This window comes from Paraclostridium sp. MRS3W1, from assembly GCF_032465715.1.
In the GTDB taxonomy this organism is placed as follows: Bacteria; Bacillota; Clostridia; order Peptostreptococcales; family Peptostreptococcaceae; genus Paraclostridium; species Paraclostridium dentum.
In genome coordinates this window covers 1-19294 of record NZ_JAWDJM010000132.1, presented here as the reverse complement: position 1 = coordinate 19294, position 19294 = coordinate 1, and the positions used below count along the sequence as shown (strand labels likewise).

Here is a 19294-nt window from a genome sequence, read left to right as displayed (position 1 = left end):
CTCTTTAGCGCCGATGGTACTTGGTGGGAAGCTGCCTGGGAGAGTAGGACGTAGCTAGGTTTTAAACAAGGCCCATTGGTCAAGCGGTCAAGACACCGCCCTTTCACGGCGGTAACAGGGGTTCGATTCCCCTATGGGTCACCAGTCGTGGGATTATAGCTCAGCTGGGAGAGCACCTGCCTTACAAGCAGGGGGTCACAGGTTCGAGCCCTGTTAATCCCACCATATATATGCGGCCTGGTAGTTCAGCTGGTTAGAATGCCAGCCTGTCACGCTGGAGGTCGAGGGTTCGAGTCCCTTCCAGGTCGCCAATTTAATAAGCGGGAATAGTTCAGTGGTAGAGCGCAACCTTGCCAAGGTTGAAGTCGCGAGTTCGAATCTCGTTTCCCGCTCCACTATAACGTGGGTGCATAGCTCAGCTGGATAGAGCAACGCCCTTCTAAGGCGTGTGTCCGGGGTTCGAATCCCTGTGCGCTCACCAATCGTAAAAAGAGTTTCACATTTGTGAAGCTCTTTTTTTTATATTAAAAAAGTATTTTATATATAAATTGAATATAGCTTGATTAATATAGTATAATACATATTGTAAGCAATTTAAGTATTATAAACAGGAGGAAAATACTGTGTTTAATATAGATTCTTTTTGGCAAGGTTTTGTTAGTTTAGCAAGTAATGTAAATATACCAGACATAGTAGATATAGCAATCGTTACCTATATCTTTTATAAAGTATATACTTTTATAAAAGATACTAGGGCAGAGCAAGTTTTGAAAGGAATGTTATTTCTTTTAGTGGCGACTAAAGTCAGTGAAATATTTAATTTACATACATTATATTGGATGTTAGAAAATACTTTAACAGTAGGTTTGATTGCAGTTCTTATAATATTCCAACCAGAGCTTAGATCTGGACTTGAATATATAGGAAGAACTAAATTTACTTTTTTAGGTAAAAATAATTATACTATATCAGAGGATCAGCTTAAAAAAGATATAGAAGAAATAGTTGAGTGTCTATACTCATTATCAAGACAAAAAATAGGTGCCCTTATAATAATGGAAAGAGATACTAGAATAGGGGAAGTTATAAATACTGGAACTATAATTGATGCTGAGATATCTAGACAGTTATTAATAAATATATTTATACCTAATACACCTCTTCATGACGGAGCGGTTGTTATTAGAGATGGAAAAGTTAAGGCTGCAGCATGCTTTTTACCACTTACTGAAAGTAAGGACTTAAGTAAAGATTTAGGGACAAGACATAGAGCAGCCATAGGTGTAAGTGAAATTTCGGATTGTTTATCACTTATAGTATCAGAAGAAACAGGAGCAGTATCAATAGCTAAGTCAGGAAAATTATATAGAAATATGACTAAAGAAAGATTAACTAATATATTACGAAGCAATTTAAAATCTAGTGATCAAGATCAAGAAAAAGGCTTTTTAAAAGGTGGTATATTTAGATGAAAAATAGATTAAAAAATAATACTAAAATAAAGTTAATATCATTGCTAAGTGCATTAGTGCTATGGTTATATGTTATGACAGTAGAAGATCCAGTAGAAACTAGGACATTTAGTGATATACCTGTAACAATTACGAACATGAGTGTACTAGAGGAAAGAGGATTAACAATATATCCTAAAGAGGAATTGCTTGCAGATATATCTATAAGAGCTAACTTATCAAGTTTAAGACCTATAAATAGAGATAACATATACATTTATGGAAGGCTAGATGATCCTAAAGAAGGAAAAAATGTAGTGTATTTACAAGCTAATTTACCTGAGCGTGTAAATAAGTATGACATAAAGCCAAATGTAATAACATTAGACTTAGAAAAAGTAGTGAATGAGAAAAGAAGTATATCTGTAGATGTTGAAGGAGAACCAAAAATTAATATTGATAATATAGAGACAAATAAGAAGACTGTGGATGTAAGTGGACCTAGAACTCTTGTTAATAAGGTTACTAGTATCAAAGCTACTTTAGATGCATCTGATAAATATAAAGACTTTTCAACTAAGTTAAAATTAGTTCCAGTAGATGCTAATGGAGATGTAGTTAAAGGTGTTAAATTAGATGATAATTTTGTTGTAGCAACAGTAAAATTTCTACAAGAAAAGGTAGTTCCAGTTAAGTTAGTATTTGATGATAGTGTATCTAATCAATCTAATTTAGAAAACTATTCTATAAATCCAAAGGACATAACTATAGAAGGAAAGAAAGAAGCACTAGACAATATCAATGGTATAAACACAAAACCTATAACTGCTAATGATTTGAAAAGTAATAATAGTATAGATGTAGCGTTGGATATACCTAAAGATGTAAAAATTAAAAATAATATCTCAAGTATCAAGTTGAACATAAATAAAAATATAACAAGCGAGTTTCTAATTTCAAAATCTGATATAGAAATTGTTTCAAAAGAAAGTGAAACTGGAAAAGAGGTCGATTTAAGTAAAATTCCAGAAAACATAAAAATAACAGTTAGTTATTCTGATGAGATAAAGGATTTAAGCCAAAAAGATATACAATTATATATAGATATGGCGGATACATCTCAAGGTGAAGGTAAATACCCTATAAAATATAAAAGTAAATATGATTTTAAAGATGTGCAAATAGAACCTAAAATAGTAGAAATATAGCGAAAAATAAGAGGATGTAACAAAAATTAGTAAGTTAAATAAATAATTTTTGTTGCATCTTTTTTATTTTAGATATATGATAAAAATGTGAAGGAAAACAATTTCATAGATATCTTAAATAAAATGGGGTGACGTTTTGAGAAGCTTTAATGATGTAATAAAATACGCAAAAGAAAGAGGGCCTAAAATCATATCAGTTGCTTGCTCTCAAGATAAAGAAGTTTTAATTGCTGTTGATATGGCGAAAAAAGAGGGAATAGCTAATGCAATATTAGTTGGAGATATAGAAAAAACAAAAGAGATAGCGAAGGAATTAAATATAGATTTAGATGGATATGAGTTAATAGATGAAAAAGACTTAGCTCAAGCATCTTTAAAAGCGGTTAGTTTAGTATCTGAAGGTAAAGCAGATATGGTAATGAAGGGGTTAGTGGACACGTCAATAATATTAAAGGCAGTTTTAAATAAAGAAGTCGGATTAAGAACAGGAAATATATTAAGTCATGTTGCTGTTTTTGATGTTAAAGGATATGATAGACTTTTCTTTATAACAGATGCTGCTATGAACTTATCACCAGATCTTCAAGGTAAAAAACAAATTATAGAAAACGCTTGCGTAGTTGCGCACGCACTAGATATAGAAAATCCAAAAGTAGCGGCTATTTGTGCTAAAGAGAAAGTAAATCCTAAGATGCAAGATACTGTAGATGCAAAGGATTTAGAAGAAATGTGTGCAAATGGAGATATAAAAGGATGTATAGTAGGGGGACCGTTTGCTTTAGATAACGCTGTTTCAGAAGAAGCTGCAAAACATAAAGGAATGAGTCATCCGATAGCAGGAAAAGCAGATATATTGCTAGCTCCAGATATAGAAGCTGGAAATATACTATATAAATCATTAGTATTCTTCTCTGAAACAAAGAATGCAGGAGTTATAGTAGGGGCTAAGGCACCGATAATATTAACTTCAAGAGCTGATAGTGAAGAGACTAAGCTAAACTCTATAGCATTAGGAGTTTTAATGGCTGCAAAAGTTAAATAGATGAATATACAGGGGGCTTAATATGGAAAATTTATTTAAAATACTAACGATAAATCCAGGATCAACATCAACTAAGATAGCAGTTTTTGAAAATGAAAACTTATTATTTGAAAAAACATTAAGACATTCATCAGAAGAAATTGGACAATATGAAAAAATATCAGATCAATTTGAATTTAGAAAAAAGGTTATAGAAGATGCTCTATTAGAAGGTGGAATAAAAGTATCAGATTTAAATGCTGTAGTAGGTAGAGGTGGACTTTTAAAACCTATAACAGGTGGTACATACAGTGTAGATGAAGAGATGATGGAAGATTTAAAAGTAGGAGTATTAGGAGAACATGCATCTAACTTAGGAGGCCTAATAGCTAAAGAAATAGGTGATAGTGTAGGAGTGCCTTCATATATAGTAGATCCAGTTGTAGTGGACGAGTTACATGATGTAGCAAGAATATCAGGTATACCAGAAATATCAAGAAAAAGTATATTCCACGCACTAAATCAAAAAGCTACTGCAAGAAGAGCTGCTAAAGATTTAGATAAGAAGTATGAAGATTGTAATTTTATAGTTGCTCATATGGGTGGAGGAATTTCAGTTGGAGCTCATAAAAAAGGTTCAGTTATAGATGTTGCAAATGCTTTAGATGGAGAAGGTCCTTTTTCTCCAGAAAGAAGTGGGGGTCTTCCAGTAGGAGACTTAGTAAAAATGTGTTTTAGTGGAGAATATTCACTTGATGATATAAAGAAAAGAATAAAAGGCAATGGAGGTTTAGTAGCATACTTAAATACTAATGATGGTAGAGAAGTAGAATCTATGATTGCTGAAGGAAATGATAAAGCTAAATTAGTTTATGAAGCAATGGCATACCAAGTTGCTAAAGAGATAGGAGCTTGTGCATCAGTATTAAATGGAGATGTAGACGCAGTTTTATTAACTGGAGGAATAGCTTACTCAAATATGTTTACGAACATGATAATTGATAAAGTTAAATTTATAGCTGAGGTAAAGGTTTACCCAGGGGAAGATGAAATGATAGCATTAGCTCAAGGTGGTCTTAGAGTTCTAAATAAAGAAGAAGAAGCCAAAGTTTATGGAAAAGAATTAGCTACTGCTAATACATTATAAAAGGTGATTATATGATAAAAAATGACAAGAGGATTAGAATCATTATAGGTCATTATGGTAGTGGCAAAAGTGAGTTTTCTATGAATTATGTAACAAAGCTTAGAGACCTTACTGATGCTAAAGTTGCGATATCAGATCTTGATATTGTAAACGTTTACTTTAGGACTAGAGAAAAAAGAGATTTTTTACAATCTAAAAATATAATGCCTATAGATAGTTCAATACAAGCAACTTCATTAGATTTACCAGCTGTATCAGCTCAAGTTACAGCGCCTTTAACAGATAAATCGTATGATTATGTAATTGATGTAGGCGGAGATGATGTAGGGGCTAGAGTCTTAGGTAGATTTAGTCATCTTGTAGAAAAAGACGATTATGATATGTTTTGCGTGGTTAATGCAAATAGAGAGCAGACTCAAACTACGAGTGATGTGATAAATCATATTCGAGCTATAGAAAATTCATCAAAATTAAAAGTAACAGGACTTATAAATAATACACATTTAGTTAGAGAAACTACTATAGAAGATATCCTAAAAGGACAAGAACTAGTTAAAGAAGTTTCAAATATAACTAATATACCAATAAAGTATGTTACTTGTTTAGAAAGCTTAATACCTCAACTTCCAACAAACTTAGATGGGGATGTATTTCCAATAAATTTATACATGAGAGAATGTTGGATGTAAAATGAGGTTTAAATATATACAGTTCAAGGAGGCTAATTAAAATGGCTAAGGGAAAAGTTACTTTTGACCAAGACTTATGTAAAGGGTGTGCACTTTGTGTTTCAGCATGTCCAGTTAAGATTGTAGAAATAGACAAGGCTACAATAAACAAAAAAGGATATAATCCAGCTTCTGTTTCTGATATGGATAAATGCGTAGGATGTGCAAACTGTGCAACTATGTGTCCAGATGCAGTTATAACAGTAGAGAGAGACTAAATACAAACTTAAGGGGGAATTAAAATGGCTAAGATACTTATGAAGGGTAACGAAGCAATAGGGAAAGCAGCTATGGAAGCTGGCTGTAAGTATTTCTTTGGTTATCCAATAACACCACAAAACGAGTTACCAGAATATATGTCTAGAGAACTACCAAAAAATGGAGGAGCTTTTGTTCAAGCAGAATCAGAAGTATCTGCGATAAATATGGTTTATGGAGCAGCAGGAGCAGGTGCTAGAGTTATGACATCTTCATCTTCGCCAGGAATAGCTTTAAAACAAGAAGGTATAACATACGCAGCAGGAGCAGAGCTTCCATGTGTTGTTGTTAATATAATGAGAGGTGGTCCAGGACTTGGAGGAATACAACCATCTCAATCTGACTACTTTATGTCAACAAGAGGTGGAGGAAATGGAGATTATAGAACTCCAGTTTATGCACCAGCAACTGTTCAAGAAGCTGTTGATATGGTAATGGAAGCTTTTGAAGTTGCAGATTACTACAGAACTCCAGTTATGGTAGTTGGAGATGGTATGATAGGTCAAATGATGGAACCAGTAGAATTTAATAAGCCTAAAACAAGAGAATTAGCTCCAAAAACTTGGGCTAGTGTTGGAACTAAAATGGAGAGAAAACCAAATATAATAAACTCTTTATACTTAGATCCAAAATCTCTAGAAGATCACTGTATAAATTTAGATGCTAAATATAAAGAAATAGAAAAAAATGAAACTGCATATGAAATGTACAAAACAGAGGATGCTGAAATAGTATTCGTAGCATACGGAACTACTTCAAGAATCGTTAAAAATACAATAGAAAGTTTAAGAGAAGAAGGTATAAAAGCAGGTCTTATAAGACCTAAAACTTTATGGCCATTCCCATTTGAAGCATTTAATCAAATACCAGAAGCTAAGAACTTATTAACAGTAGAAATGAGTACTGGACAAATGGTAGAGGATGTTAGACTAGCTATAGAAGGTAGATTACCTGTTCACTTCTATGGAAGAACAGGTGGTATGATACCATCACCAGCAGAAATAGCTGCAAAAGCTAAAGAAATAGTAGAACAATCTCAACAAGTTGCTATGGGAGGTGCTAGATAATGACACTTGTATTCAAGAAAACTCAAGGATTAACAGATAACCAAACACACTACTGTCCAGGATGTACACATGGTATAATCCATAGATTAGTAGGAGAAGTATTAGAAGAACTAGATGTATTAGGAGATACTATAGGGGTTGCTCCTGTTGGATGTTCAGTTTTAGCATACAATTACTTTAACTGTGACATGCAAGAGGCTTCTCATGGTAGAGCACCAGCTGTTGCTACAGGTATAAAAAGAGTTCATCCAGATAAAGTAGTATTTACTTATCAAGGAGATGGAGACTTAGCATCTATAGGAACTGCTGAGATAGTTCATGCTGCTGCAAGAGGAGAAAAATTTACAACAATATTTGTAAATAATGCTATATATGGTATGACAGGTGGCCAAATGGCTCCAACAACTTTATTAGGTCAAAAAGCTACTACAGCTCAAAGTGGAAGAGATATAAACTTACAAGGAGCTCCTATAAGAATGGTTGAAATGTTAGGAACTTTAGATAGAGCTGTATTTGTAGAGAGAGTTTCTGTAGATACTCCTGCTAATGTAAGAAAAGCTAAAAAAGCTATAAAGAAAGCTTTTGAAGTTCAATTAGCTGGATTAGGATTTGGTATAGTAGAAGTATTATCAACTTGTCCTACAAACTGGGGATTAACTCCTCAAGATTCATTACAATGGCTAAGAGATAATATGATGCCATACTATCCAATAGGAAATATTAAAGATGTTAAAGTTGAGGAGGCGAAGTAATATGGCTACAGAAAGAGTAATATGTGCAGGATTTGGTGGTCAAGGTGTTATGTCTATGGGACAATTACTTACTTATGCAGGAATGCTTGAGAAAAAGGAAGTTTCATGGTTACCATCATATGGACCAGAAATGCGTGGAGGAACTGCTAACTGTTCAGTAACAATTTCTGATACTCCAGTAGGATCACCAGTTATAACTGATGATGCAACTTGTGCTATAGTTATGAACTTACCTTCACTTGATAAATTTGAAAAAGATGTTGTTCCTGGGGGTAAAATACTAGTGAACAGTTCATTAATAGAGAAAAAAGTTGAAAGAACAGATGTAAAAACTTACTACATACAAGCTAATGAATTAGCTTTAGAACTTGGAAATCCAAGAGTTGCTAATATGATAATGTTAGGAGCATACTTAGAGTTAAATAAATGTGTGGAAGTAGATTCTGTATTAGAAGCATTTAAAAAAGTTTTCGGGCCAAGTAAAGAAAAATTTGTTCCATTAAACAAAGCAGCTTTACTAAAAGGTGCTGAAGCAGTTAAATCTCAAGAAGCGCTTGCATAATTGGAATATGTCATATTTAGTCAATTAAAGACAGAAAAAAGACAATGGTGTAAATACTATTGTCTTTTTTTGTGAAACATATTACAATAACAATTATGAACTAAAGACTATGATTGAACATAATATGAAATTGTGATATATTTAAAAGTCTTTATTGCTGGAAGGAGTTTTTTTGATGAGAAAATATTTTGGAACTGACGGAGTAAGAGGAATAGCCAATACAGAACTTAACTGTGATCTAGCGTATAAGCTAGGTAGAGCAGGTGGGTATGTTTTAACTAAAGGGAAAGATAAAGTTAAGGTTGTAGTTGGTAAAGATACTAGAGTATCTGGAGATATGCTAGAATCAGCTCTTATAGCTGGACTTATGTCAGTTGGATGTGATATTATAACTGTTGGTGTAATACCAACTCCAGGAGTAGCATATTTGACTAAACACTACAATGCAGATTGTGGAGTAGTTATATCAGCATCTCATAACCCAGTAGAATACAATGGAATAAAATTCTTTAATGAACATGGATATAAACTTGATGATTCTATTGAACTTGAAATAGAGTCATATATAGATGATATAGAAAGAGTAGAAGTACATCCAACTGGAGATAAGGTTGGTAAAAAGATACATGAACATGACGCTGTAAGAGATTACGTTGATTATTTAAAAACTATAGTTAATATAGATTTTAATGGATTAAAAGTTGTGTTAGACTGTGCGAATGGAGCTGCATATAAAGTTGCCCCAATGGTATTTGAAGAATTAGGTGCAGATGTTGTAGCTATAAATAATACACCAGATGGAAATAACATAAATGATAAATGTGGATCAACACACCCAGAGGGTCTTCAAGAAGCTGTATTAAAAAATAAAGCTGATTTAGGACTTGCATATGATGGTGATGCAGATAGACTAATAGCTGTAAATGAAAAGGGTCAAATTGTAGATGGTGACCATATAATGATATTAAGTGCAATATATTTAAAGAAGCAAAACAAGTTAGCTAAAGATACTTTAGTTGTTACAGTTATGAGTAATATAGGTTTAGTTATAGCTGCAAAAGAAAACAACATAAATCTAGCAACAACAGCTGTAGGAGACAGATATGTTTTAGAGGAAATGAAAAACAGTGGATATAATTTAGGTGGAGAGCAATCAGGTCATATGATTTTCTTAGATTATAATACGACTGGAGATGGAACTTTAAGTTCTTTAGTTTTGGCTCAAATAGTTAAAGAAGAAGGTAAAACTTTATCAGAACTTGCAGCAGTAATGAATCAATACCCACAAGTATTAGTTAATGCTAGAATAAAAAATGAAAATAAAAATAGATATATGGAAATACCAGAAATTAAAGATGAAATAGAAAGAATAGAAAAACTAATGGATGGATGCGGAAGAGTCTTAATAAGACCATCAGGAACAGAGCCATTAGTAAGAGTTATGTTAGAGGGTAAAGATGAAGGTCAATTAAAAGAGTTAGCTACAAATTTAGCTAATTTAATACAAGAGAAATTATCATAATTTCAGAAGTAAATACTAAGATTAAGCCTTAGTATTTACTTTACAAGCGCCAGAACTTAGTAAAATCTAAGTTGACGAGGACAGAGTTTATCGAATTGTCGGCGGATACTCTGCGGTGTGTTTACCATCGTAAAGCTTTTACAAACCATATAAGTGATTATATGTACAAAAAAAAGTTTATGTAAACTGACCTGAATCTTAAAAATATATAAAAAATTAATATTTTTAGGAGGACACAAATTATGTGTGGTATAGTTGGATATTTAGGAAATAGAATGGCAACAGAAGTTTTAGTAGAAGGATTATCAAAGCTTGAATACAGAGGATATGATTCTGCAGGTGTTGCTATAAATACAGGAAATGAGTTAGAAATAAGAAAGTTTAAAGGAAGATTAGCTGTTTTAGCAGAGGATCTAGAAAAGAATCCTATAAATGGAGGTTTAGGAATAGGACATACAAGATGGGCAACTCATGGAGAGCCATCAGATGTTAATTCACATCCTCATTTTAATATGGATAGAACAATAGCTGTAGTTCACAATGGAATTATAGAAAACTATATGGAATTAAAAGAGGAATTACAAGCTGAAGGTGTAAAATTCTTATCTCAAACAGATACAGAAGTAGTAGCACATTTAGTTGATAAATATTATGAAGGTAATTTATTAGATGCAGTATATAAAGCTACTCAAAGATTAAGAGGAGCATATGCATTAGGTGTTATATGTAAAGATAATAATCAAGAATTAGTATCAGTTAGAAAAGATAGTCCTTTAGTTGTGGGACTTGGAGAGGGAGAAAACTTTATAGCATCAGATATACCTGCAATATTAAAATATACAAGAAATGTATATTTCTTAGAAAATGGTGAATTTGTTCATATAGTAGGAGATAAAGTTACTATATTAAATGAAAATAGAGAAGTAGTAAATAAAGAAGTTAATGAAATTACTTGGGATGTTGAAGCTGCATCTAAAGGTGGGTACGAACATTTCATGTTAAAAGAAATATATGAACAACCTAATGGAGTAAAAGAAACATTAGTAAGAAGATTAAATGAAAACGGAGAAATCCATTTAGATGATATAAAAATGACTAAAGAAGATTTAGACAATATAAACAGAGTTTATATAGTAGCGTGTGGAACTGCTTATCATGCTGGACTTATAGGAAAATTCGCTATAGAAAAATTTGCTAAGATACCAGTTATAACAGATATAGCATCAGAATTTAGATATAGAGATCCATTTATAGATGATAAGACATTATTAATATTAGTAAGTCAATCAGGAGAAACTGCAGATACTTTAGCTTCTTTAAGATATGCTAAAGAAAGAGGAGCTAGAATATTATCAGTAACTAACGTTGTTGGATCTTCAATTGCAAGAGAATCAGATGATGTATTCTATACTTGGGCAGGACCTGAAATATCAGTTGCATCAACTAAAGCATATACAACTCAATTAGTATCATTCTATATGATAGCTTTAGACTTTGCTATAAAGAAAGGTACTATAACTAGAGAGTACTATAATGAAATGATAGAAAAACTAAAAGAGATGCCTTCAAAGGTTGAAGAAGCTTTAAAACAAGAAGATCATATAAAAGAAATTGCTAAGACTTTAAAAGAAAAACATAGTGCATTCTACTTAGGTAGAGGATTAGATTATAATATAGCTATGGAAGGTGCTTTAAAAATAAAAGAAATATCATATATACATGCAGAAGCATTTGCTGCAGGTGAGTTAAAGCATGGAACTATAGCATTAATAGAAAAAGGAACTCCTGTAGTTGCTATAGCTTCTCAAGGAGAGTTATTTGAAAAAATGGTTTCTAACATGGAAGAAGTTAGAGCAAGAGGAGCATATGTAATTGCTGTAGCTCAAGAGAAAAATAAAGAAGTTGAAAAATCTGCTGATGAAGTAATATATATACCTAATGTTGAGGATGTATTATCAAGTATATTAACAGTTTTACCACTTCAATTACTATCTTACTATGTTGCAGTTGAAAGAGGTTGCGATGTAGATAAGCCAAGAAACTTAGCTAAATCAGTTACTGTTGAATAATAAAAATCAAAGGTGATATCTCGATTTTATATTGAGAATCACCTTTTTAAACTTTATGTATAATTTTATATACAATACTAATTTAAGATACTGAGCAATTAACTAAATCTTAAAAATAGTGATTTGAAGCTTTTGAGAGTATAAGATAGGGTAAATCCAAATGAAACTCATACGAAAGCTTAAAAGCGCCAAATTTAGCCTCTAATGCGCAATTAAATATATTTCATAATGAATTGAGAAGCGAAGAACTATATCCTATATGTGGGCATCTTGGATATATGGAGTTATTGATGCAACCGGCTACACTTAAAATATAAGTATAGCTTTTTTATTGTGTAAAATTATATATAATTTAATATGTATAGAAAAAATTATAATAATATATTAAAATATTTTTGGAATCATGAATAGTATAACCAACCAATTTTTGTTAATACTTTATAGTATAAAACTGGAAATATGGGGAGGTAATACTATGAAAAAAATATTAGTGAGTATAAGTTTGATATTTATATTTTTATTAGGGATAGTTTTGTTCTATGGAGAATCAGAAGCTGAAATAAAGAATAATGGATATAATCAACTAGTAAATGCTTTTGAAAGTATAGATAGTGATTTTAAATTTTATAATATGAAAGCTAATGCATATTTAGATAAATCTTTAGAAAAAGAAGAGATGAAAAATATTTGCATGGAAATAATTTCTAACTTAGGGCTTGAGGAATCTAATTTAAAATGGATTGAAAGTAAAAAGGATACTCAAACTCAGGTATATGCACAGATAGATGAAAAAGATAGAAATATATCTATCATTGTCGCTAATAAAGGTAAAAATGAGTCATATATTATAGTTGACATATTAGAAAATAAAGTATATAAAGATATAGTGGATATTTATACAGTTGTAGAAAATACTCTAAATTTGTATTGCAAAAAAGTCGATATTTATACATGTATGGCTGGAGAGTATAAAAAAAAGTTACAACTACACAAATATGATGATATTTTGAAAAAAATATTATATAATATGAATGCTAAAGAAATAGACAGGGTTGAAGAAGAAAATTTTATGTCGGTAACAGCTTTTAGTAAATTGATTAAAACTGATTACCTTGAATATTTGGGAAATAAGGTAAATTTAAATATAGGAATTAGGTATAGCGAAAACGAAGAAAAAACTATGATTTACGTAGCTACACCTATAATAAAATTAGATTATTAGTGTGAGGAGAAAAGTGAAATGGCAAAAATTTTAGTTAAGAAGAGTAATCCACTTGTAGGAAGTGTTAAAATAGATGGGGCAAAAAATGCAGTATTACCAATAATAGCAGCAACTTTATTAGCTGATGGAAAATCAGTGTTAAAAGGGGTTCCTAACTTAAAAGATGTACATGTAATATCTGATTTATTAAGACATTTAGGTGCTGAGGTTGAATATAAGGATTGTACATTAACAGTAGATGCAAGTAATATAAAGACTTGTGAAGCTCCATATGAGCTTGTAAGAAAGATGAGAGCATCATTCTTAGTAATGGGACCGCTACTTGCTAGATTTAACCATACAAAAATATCTATGCCAGGAGGATGTGCAATAGGAACTAGACCTATAGATTTACATCTAAAAGGATTTAAGGCATTAGGAGCTAATGTAATAATAGATCATGGATTTGTGGAGGCTAATACGGAGAAATTAGTAGGAAGCAAGTTATACTTAGACTTCCCATCAGTAGGAGCTACAGAAAATATAATGATGGCTGCTGCTTTAGCAGAAGGTACTACTATAGTAGAAAATGCTGCAGAAGAACCAGAAATAGTTGATTTAGCAAACTTCTTAAATGAAATGGGAGCTGACGTAAAAGGGGCAGGAACTAACACAATAAGAATAAAAGGAGTTAAGTCACTTAAAGGTGCTGAACATACAGTTATACCAGATAGAATAGAAGCGGCTACATACATGGTTGCAGCAGCTATGACAAAAGGAGATATAACTATAGACAATGTAATTATGGAACATTTAAAGCCTGTTGTAGCTAAATTAAAAGAGGCTGGATGTGAAATAATAGATATGGATAATTCTGTAAGAGTTAAAGGACCTGAGGTATTAAAGCCAATAGATATCAAGACATTACCACACCCAGGATTCCCAACAGATGTTCAAGCTCAATTTATGGCTATGGCTACTGTAGCAAATGGAACGGGAGTAGTTATAGAAACTGTATTTGAAAATAGATTTATGCACGTTGCAGAGTTCAACAGAATGGGCGCTAATATAAAAATAGAAGGTAGAAGTGCTATTGTTTCAGGTGTAGATCAATTACATGGATCAACAGTAAAAGCAACAGATTTAAGAGCTGGAGCTGCGTTGATTTTATGTGGACTTATAGCTGAAGGAGTAACTGAAATAGGAGATATATATCATATACAAAGAGGATATGTAGACATAGATAAGAAGATACAAGCATTAGGTGGAAATATAGAAATAATTGAAGACTAATAATTAGTCATAATTAACACGGGTTTTTCATAAAATTTATGGATTAGAAGTATTTATCCAAGGAGGAAAATTTTATGAAAAACCCATTGTTAGTTTTAGCTAGTACTGTTTTGGTGACTGCAGCTATACCTATTTGCGTATCTATATTTGCATATAGCTCAGACTCAAAGCCAGATATAGTGCCACATATCCAAAATAAGTTAAAAATTGAAACTAAGCTAAAAATTAATAAAAAGAAAAGTGTTAAAAATTACGAAACTATAGATAAGGAATCACCTAAAATAAAGGTTTATAATCATAAAAAAGGAATAGTAGAGACTATAGACATAGAAGATTATTTATGTGGAGTTCTTGCAGGGGAAATGTCTGCAGAGTTTGATAAAGAGGCTTTAAAGGCACAAGCAGTAGCTGCTAGAACATTTACAGTATATAGTGAAAAAACTGGTAAGCATAAAAATGCAGCTGTATGTACAGATTATAAACATTGTCAGGAATATAAAAGTAAATCAGAATTACTAAGTAAAAATGGCCAAGCTTGGATGGATAAATTTTATACAAAAATAGAACAAGCTGTGAAAGATACTAAGGGTCAAATTATAGTATATGAAGATGAGCCAATTTTACCATTATACTTTTCTACATCATCAGGAAATACAGAAAATAGTGAAGAGGTATTTAGTACTAAATATCCATATTTGAGATCTGTAGATAGTCCTTATGATAAAAATGCCCCTAAATATGCATCTAATGTTAAGATAAATAATTCCGACTTTATAAACACACTAAGAAAAGGTTATCCTAATATGTCGATTTCTAATGATAAATTATCAAAACAAGTTAGTATAGAAGAAAGAAGTAAAGGTGGATCGGTTGAGAAGATAAAAGTTGGAAATAAAGAAATATCAGGCCGTGACATAAGGAGTTTATTTAATTTAAATTCCGCTAACTTTGATTTGAAGTTTAATAAAGATTATGTAGATATTATTGTAAAAGGATATGGTCATGGTGTAGGTATGAGCCAATGGGGAGCAGAAGGAATGGCTAAGGATGGTTATAAATATTATGAAATATTAGAACATTATTATTCAGATATCAATATTAAAGATACATATTAAAGACTCTAAACTAACTTGATTTGCAAGTTAGTTTAGAGTTTTTTTGTATTTCAAGAATTAAATAAAATAAAAAATGGAAGTAATATTAATTTATTTATATATAGTGAAAAATTAATATTTAAAACATGAAAATAAAATAAATATAAAAGAATAAAAATTGTATAAAAATAACAAATAAGGTACAAAATACAAATGTATGAATATATTTGGAGGTGCGTCATGAAAAAGAAAAAACTATTAGAGAAAGATGGTTTTTACTTAGCCTTATTTGTATGTGTTTGTTTAGTAGCAATTGGAGGTATTTGGTTTACTAAAAATAGTGTGGATGATTTAGCTTCAAAAAACGGTTTTTTAGATAATCAAAATAAAGTGGCAAAAGGTGATGAAGAAGGCGAAATTCACCTAATAGAAAAAGATGATAAAACTGTGCCAACAGCTACCAATTCAAAAGAAAACTTAGATAAGGTAAAAGAAAAAGAAGTTGTTAAAAAGGAAGAAACTAAAATAAACTATCTAGGAGAAAAAGTGACTAGAGAGTATTCAGAAAAAGAGCCTAGTTACTCAAGTACATTAGATGTATGGGAAATACATAAAGCATTAGATGTACAAGCTAAAAAAGGAAGTAAGGTAAAATCAGTTGTTAATGGTAAAGTAACAGATGTATTTAAAGATGACCAACATGGAGTATCTGTAAAAGTGGAATCTAAAGATAAAGTAGCTGTTGTTTATTCAAACTTAGATGACAAAGTATCTGTTAAAAAAGGTCAAGAAGTTAAAGACGGAGATGTAATAGGAAAAGTTGGTAATACTACTAGTGTAGAAAGTTTAGAAGGTGCACACGTGCATGTAACTGCAACAAAAGATGGTAAATCTATAGACCCTATGACGTTAATTAAATAAAAAATATAACAAGCTTAATCAAATTTGATTAAGCTTGTTATATTTTTTTGTTTTTTTACATATATATCACTAAGGTAGGATTTAAGGGGGGGAAGCTTTGAGATCGCATATAGAGGAAAGAGCTATAGTTGTAGCAAAGTATATATTAGAAAAGAAAACAACAGTTAGACAAACTGCTAAAACATTTGGCGTAAGTAAAAGTACTATACACAAAGATGTAACTGAACGATTAGAAGAAATTAATCCATCTCTTGCAAAAGAGGTTAAAATGGTTTTGGAAAAGAATAAATCTGAAAGGCATATAAGAGGGGGAATGGCAACAAAACAAAAATATGAAGTGAAGTGTAATAAAAATGTAGGTTAAAAAACCTACATTTTTTTCTTGACTAAAAACAAGTTTTTGTATATTTTGTATGTAGAGTGTTAAAATTAACGAAAAGTTTATATAAATTGAGAAGGAGTTGAATTTAATGACAAAAGGAGCGGATATAGGTATCGATTTAGGTACTGCAAATGTTCTTGTATATGTCAATGGAAGGGGTATTGTTGTAAAAGAACCTTCTGTTGTAGCAATAGATAAAAAGTCACAAACAGTTTTAGCTGTAGGTGATGAGGCTAGAAAGATGATAGGAAGAACACCAGGAAATATAGTAGCTATAAGACCTTTAAAAGATGGAGTAATATCTGATTATAATATTACTGAAAAAATGTTAACATATTATGTAGACAAAGTGGTAGACAAGAAAGGTTTTTCACGATTTTTCATGCCTAGAATAATGGTGTGTGTACCAACGGGAGTTACAGAGGTAGAAAAGAGAGCTGTAGAGGAAGCTACAAGACAAGCTGGAGCTAGAGACGTTTATATAATAGAAGAACCTATAGCAGCGGCTATAGGAGCCGGATTAGATATATCTAAACCTGATGGTAATATGGTTGTTGATATAGGTGGAGGAACAGCAGATATAGCCGTAATATCTTTAGGAGGAGCGGTTGTAAGTGAATCTATAAGAATTGGTGGAGATAAGTTTGATGAATATATAGTAAATTATATGAGAAAAAAACATAATTTACTTATAGGTGATAGAACTGCTGAACAAGTTAAAATTAATATTGGGACTGCATATCCTAGAGAAGAAGAAGTTACTATGGATGTAAAAGGTAGAAATTTAGTAACAGGACTTCCTCAAAAAATAACTATAGACTCAAAGGAAATGCTAGATGCTTTAGCAGATGGAGTTAACCAAATTGTTTCTACTGTTAGATCTGTACTTGAAAAAACTCCTCCAGAACTTGCAGCAGATATAAGTGAAAGTGGAATAATAATGACAGGTGGAGGAGCTCTTTTATATGGACTAGACAAAAAAATAGAGGAAAGTACAGGTATGCAAGTTAAAATAGCTGAAGATCCTTTATCTTGTGTTGCGAAAGGGACAGGAGAGTCATTATCAGCTTTAGATATGTTAGAAACAGGTGGAACAGGGCTATTCAAAAGAAAAACTATAAAAGGAGAAGAATAATATGCTAAATATTGATCAAATAAAAGAATTAATACCTCATAGGTATCCATTTTTACTTGTAGATAAAGTTGTTGAACTTGAAGAAGGTAAAAGAGCTGTAGGGATAAAAAATGTAAGTGTTAATGAACCATTTTTCCAAGGACATTTTCCAGAATACCCTATAATGCCAGGAGTTCTAATAATAGAAGCTATGGCTCAAGTTGGAGCTGTAGCTATGATGTCTATAGATGAAAATAAAGGAAAACTAGGTGTGTTTGCAGGTATAGATAAAGTTAGATTTAAAAAAGAAGTTAGACCGGGAGATACATTAAGAATGGAAGTTGAAATGACTTCTTTAAGAAGAAATATAGGTAAGGCCAATGCAAGCGCATATGTTGATGGAGAATTAGTTTGTAGCGGAGAATTAATGTTTGCATTAGTTCAAAAATAAAGAAGCTGTCTTTTGACAGCTTCTTTATTTTTGATTATAAAGGGGATATATTGAAATCAGGTTGAAAGTATTAAGGATAATGCTATTATTTCAGCCATATCTAAAATAAAGCTTAGACGGATACTATTAAATGAAAACTTATTATTTTCGTCTACTTTATCAACAATACCAACGATAGAATAATTCCCAATTTCAGGAAGTTTCTTACCTACTCCCTTTCCGGGCAGGATAGGTCCTTTTCTTACTTGTAAATTTCCTATATTGCTTTTTGATCCTAGACAAGCATCTATAGCCAGAAAATTACCATTAACATGTTTTTTCTTTATAGACTGTAGGGATTCATATATATTTAAAGCATGAATAGGTTTATCTAAAGTACCATAAACAGGATATTTATAATTGCTGTTTTTTAACATCGTTCCAACTAAAGGGCCTAAAGAATCGCCTATAGCTCTATCTGTTCCTATACAAACTATAACCGTATTCTCATCAATTATATCTTTTAATGTATCACTAAGGATTTGAACAACATTATCTTTTTTATAGTTTACTTTAGCCAAATACATAGGAACATCCCCCCTTAAAATAAATATATGAGATCCTAAAGTAAAAAATAACATTTAAAATTTAAAGAAACATATTGATAAGAATCATTAATAATAGTATAATTAGTAAAGTAATAAAAAATTAATAAAATTTCTTAATTACCTTATTAAGAGAGGTGGAGGGACAGGCCCTGTGAAACCCAGCAACCATTCCGAATGGAAAAGGTGCTAATTCCTACAAGATTTTATATCTTGAAAGATGAGGTTAGTTAATTATTGACGAATATAATTAACCTCTTCTTATAAAAAGAAGAGGTTTTTTTAATATCAAGAAAGACTATTCTAATTATGGATCTAAGGTAATAGAAAGAATTTTAATCTAAGGTTAAAAGATAAAAGGAGGAAACATTAATGGCAAAACATTTATTTACTTCAGAATCAGTTACAGAAGGGCATCCAGATAAAATATGTGATCAAATATCAGATGCAATACTAGATGCACTTTTAG

Annotated in this window: 20 protein-coding genes, 5 tRNA genes and 2 riboswitches; of the genes, 24 read left to right on the top strand and 1 reads right to left on the bottom strand. The window is 31.5% G+C overall.

Annotation, left to right across the window (positions count from 1 at the left end; all coding sequences use genetic code 11):
- The first annotated feature begins 69 nt into the window (after positions 1 to 69).
- The 23 genes from RWY47_RS10730 to fabZ all read left to right on the top strand — a co-directional run bounded on the left by RWY47_RS10730 (position 70) and on the right by fabZ (position 18241).
- Positions 70 to 144: transfer RNA gene (locus tag RWY47_RS10730), tRNA-Glu, on the top strand.
- Between the two features lie 5 nt (positions 145 to 149).
- Positions 150 to 225: transfer RNA gene (locus tag RWY47_RS10725), tRNA-Val, on the top strand.
- A 9-nt stretch (positions 226 to 234) separates the two neighbouring features.
- A tRNA-Asp gene (locus RWY47_RS10720) sits at positions 235 to 311 on the top strand.
- A gap of 9 nt (positions 312 to 320) precedes the next feature.
- Positions 321 to 395: transfer RNA gene (locus RWY47_RS10715), tRNA-Gly, on the top strand.
- A gap of 9 nt (positions 396 to 404) precedes the next feature.
- A tRNA-Arg gene (locus RWY47_RS10710) sits at positions 405 to 481 on the top strand.
- Positions 482 to 623: 142 nt separating this feature from the next.
- Complete coding sequence (gene cdaA, locus RWY47_RS10705) at positions 624 to 1472, top strand: diadenylate cyclase CdaA (RefSeq protein WP_021428327.1); 849 nt, start codon at positions 624 to 626, stop codon at positions 1470 to 1472.
- Positions 1469 to 2659, top strand: coding sequence for a CdaR family protein (locus tag RWY47_RS10700; protein WP_142729664.1), 1191 nt, complete (start codon positions 1469 to 1471; stop codon positions 2657 to 2659). The genes cdaA and RWY47_RS10700 overlap by 4 nt, the downstream gene beginning before the upstream one ends.
- A 136-nt stretch (positions 2660 to 2795) precedes the next feature.
- Complete coding sequence (ptb, locus tag RWY47_RS10695; protein WP_021428341.1) at positions 2796 to 3701, top strand: phosphate butyryltransferase; 906 nt, start codon at positions 2796 to 2798, stop codon at positions 3699 to 3701.
- A 22-nt stretch (positions 3702 to 3723) separates the two neighbouring features.
- The gene (gene buk, locus RWY47_RS10690) at positions 3724 to 4827 is read left to right on the top strand and encodes a butyrate kinase (RefSeq protein ID WP_025161775.1); all 1104 of its coding nucleotides are present in this window, start codon (positions 3724 to 3726) and stop codon (positions 4825 to 4827) included.
- An 11-nt stretch (positions 4828 to 4838) separates the two neighbouring features.
- Positions 4839 to 5516, top strand: coding sequence for a hypothetical protein (locus RWY47_RS10685; RefSeq protein ID WP_021428245.1), 678 nt, complete (start codon positions 4839 to 4841; stop codon positions 5514 to 5516).
- A gap of 41 nt (positions 5517 to 5557) precedes the next feature.
- Positions 5558 to 5773, top strand: coding sequence for a 4Fe-4S binding protein (locus RWY47_RS10680; protein WP_021428297.1), 216 nt, complete (start codon positions 5558 to 5560; stop codon positions 5771 to 5773).
- 24 nt (positions 5774 to 5797) lie between these two features.
- Complete coding sequence (locus RWY47_RS10675) at positions 5798 to 6880, top strand: 3-methyl-2-oxobutanoate dehydrogenase subunit VorB (RefSeq protein WP_021428273.1); 1083 nt, start codon at positions 5798 to 5800, stop codon at positions 6878 to 6880.
- Positions 6880 to 7632, top strand: coding sequence for a thiamine pyrophosphate-dependent enzyme (locus RWY47_RS10670; RefSeq protein WP_021428258.1), 753 nt, complete (start codon positions 6880 to 6882; stop codon positions 7630 to 7632). Before RWY47_RS10675 ends, RWY47_RS10670 begins: the two co-directional genes overlap by 1 nt.
- A 1-nt stretch (position 7633) precedes the next feature.
- Positions 7634 to 8194, top strand: coding sequence for a 2-oxoacid:acceptor oxidoreductase family protein (locus tag RWY47_RS10665; RefSeq protein ID WP_021428304.1), 561 nt, complete (start codon positions 7634 to 7636; stop codon positions 8192 to 8194).
- A 175-nt stretch (positions 8195 to 8369) separates the two neighbouring features.
- Positions 8370 to 9716: a phosphoglucosamine mutase gene (glmM, locus tag RWY47_RS10660; protein WP_224170804.1), complete on the top strand. Its 1347-nt coding sequence runs from the start codon at positions 8370 to 8372 to the stop codon at positions 9714 to 9716.
- Positions 9717 to 9958: 242 nt separating this feature from the next.
- Entirely contained in the window at positions 9959 to 11785 is a 1827-nt protein-coding gene (gene glmS / locus RWY47_RS10655; protein ID WP_142729662.1) for a glutamine--fructose-6-phosphate transaminase (isomerizing), read from the top strand.
- A gap of 227 nt (positions 11786 to 12012) precedes the next feature.
- Positions 12013 to 12096, top strand: a riboswitch (cyclic di-GMP riboswitch).
- A gap of 164 nt (positions 12097 to 12260) precedes the next feature.
- On the top strand, positions 12261 to 13007 hold the full coding sequence (locus RWY47_RS10650) for a YwmB family TATA-box binding protein (RefSeq protein WP_224170805.1): 747 nt from the start codon (positions 12261 to 12263) through the stop codon (positions 13005 to 13007).
- A gap of 18 nt (positions 13008 to 13025) precedes the next feature.
- A complete protein-coding gene (gene murA / locus RWY47_RS10645) occupies positions 13026 to 14279 on the top strand; it encodes a UDP-N-acetylglucosamine 1-carboxyvinyltransferase (protein WP_021431555.1) in 1254 nt (417 codons plus the stop codon).
- Positions 14280 to 14353: 74 nt separating this feature from the next.
- A complete protein-coding gene (gene spoIID / locus RWY47_RS10640) occupies positions 14354 to 15394 on the top strand; it encodes a stage II sporulation protein D (protein WP_021428308.1) in 1041 nt (346 codons plus the stop codon).
- A gap of 219 nt (positions 15395 to 15613) precedes the next feature.
- The gene (locus RWY47_RS10635) at positions 15614 to 16294 is read left to right on the top strand and encodes a M23 family metallopeptidase (RefSeq protein WP_021428283.1); all 681 of its coding nucleotides are present in this window, start codon (positions 15614 to 15616) and stop codon (positions 16292 to 16294) included.
- Between the two features lie 97 nt (positions 16295 to 16391).
- Positions 16392 to 16658 (top strand): sporulation transcriptional regulator SpoIIID, encoded by a 267-nt coding sequence (gene spoIIID / locus RWY47_RS10630; RefSeq protein ID WP_021428251.1) that lies wholly within the window; start codon positions 16392 to 16394, stop codon positions 16656 to 16658.
- Positions 16659 to 16764: 106 nt separating this feature from the next.
- A complete protein-coding gene (locus RWY47_RS10625) occupies positions 16765 to 17811 on the top strand; it encodes a rod shape-determining protein (RefSeq protein ID WP_025161770.1) in 1047 nt (348 codons plus the stop codon).
- Position 17812: 1 nt separating this feature from the next.
- A complete protein-coding gene (gene fabZ, locus RWY47_RS10620) occupies positions 17813 to 18241 on the top strand; it encodes a 3-hydroxyacyl-ACP dehydratase FabZ (RefSeq protein WP_021431559.1) in 429 nt (142 codons plus the stop codon).
- A gap of 56 nt (positions 18242 to 18297) precedes the next feature.
- On the opposite strand, the gene yyaC is transcribed toward fabZ, so the two are convergent.
- Positions 18298 to 18807 carry a spore protease YyaC gene (gene yyaC, locus RWY47_RS10615; RefSeq protein WP_021428266.1) on the bottom strand — a complete coding sequence of 170 codons (510 nt, stop codon included), beginning with the start codon at positions 18805 to 18807 and terminating at the stop codon, positions 18298 to 18300.
- Positions 18808 to 18947: 140 nt separating this feature from the next.
- A riboswitch (SAM riboswitch) is annotated at positions 18948 to 19052 on the top strand.
- A gap of 145 nt (positions 19053 to 19197) precedes the next feature.
- Between yyaC and RWY47_RS10610 the strand changes: the two genes are divergently transcribed.
- A partial coding sequence (locus tag RWY47_RS10610; protein ID WP_316030324.1) for an S-adenosylmethionine synthetase N-terminal domain-containing protein occupies positions 19198 to 19294 on the top strand: 97 nt, incomplete at its 3' end.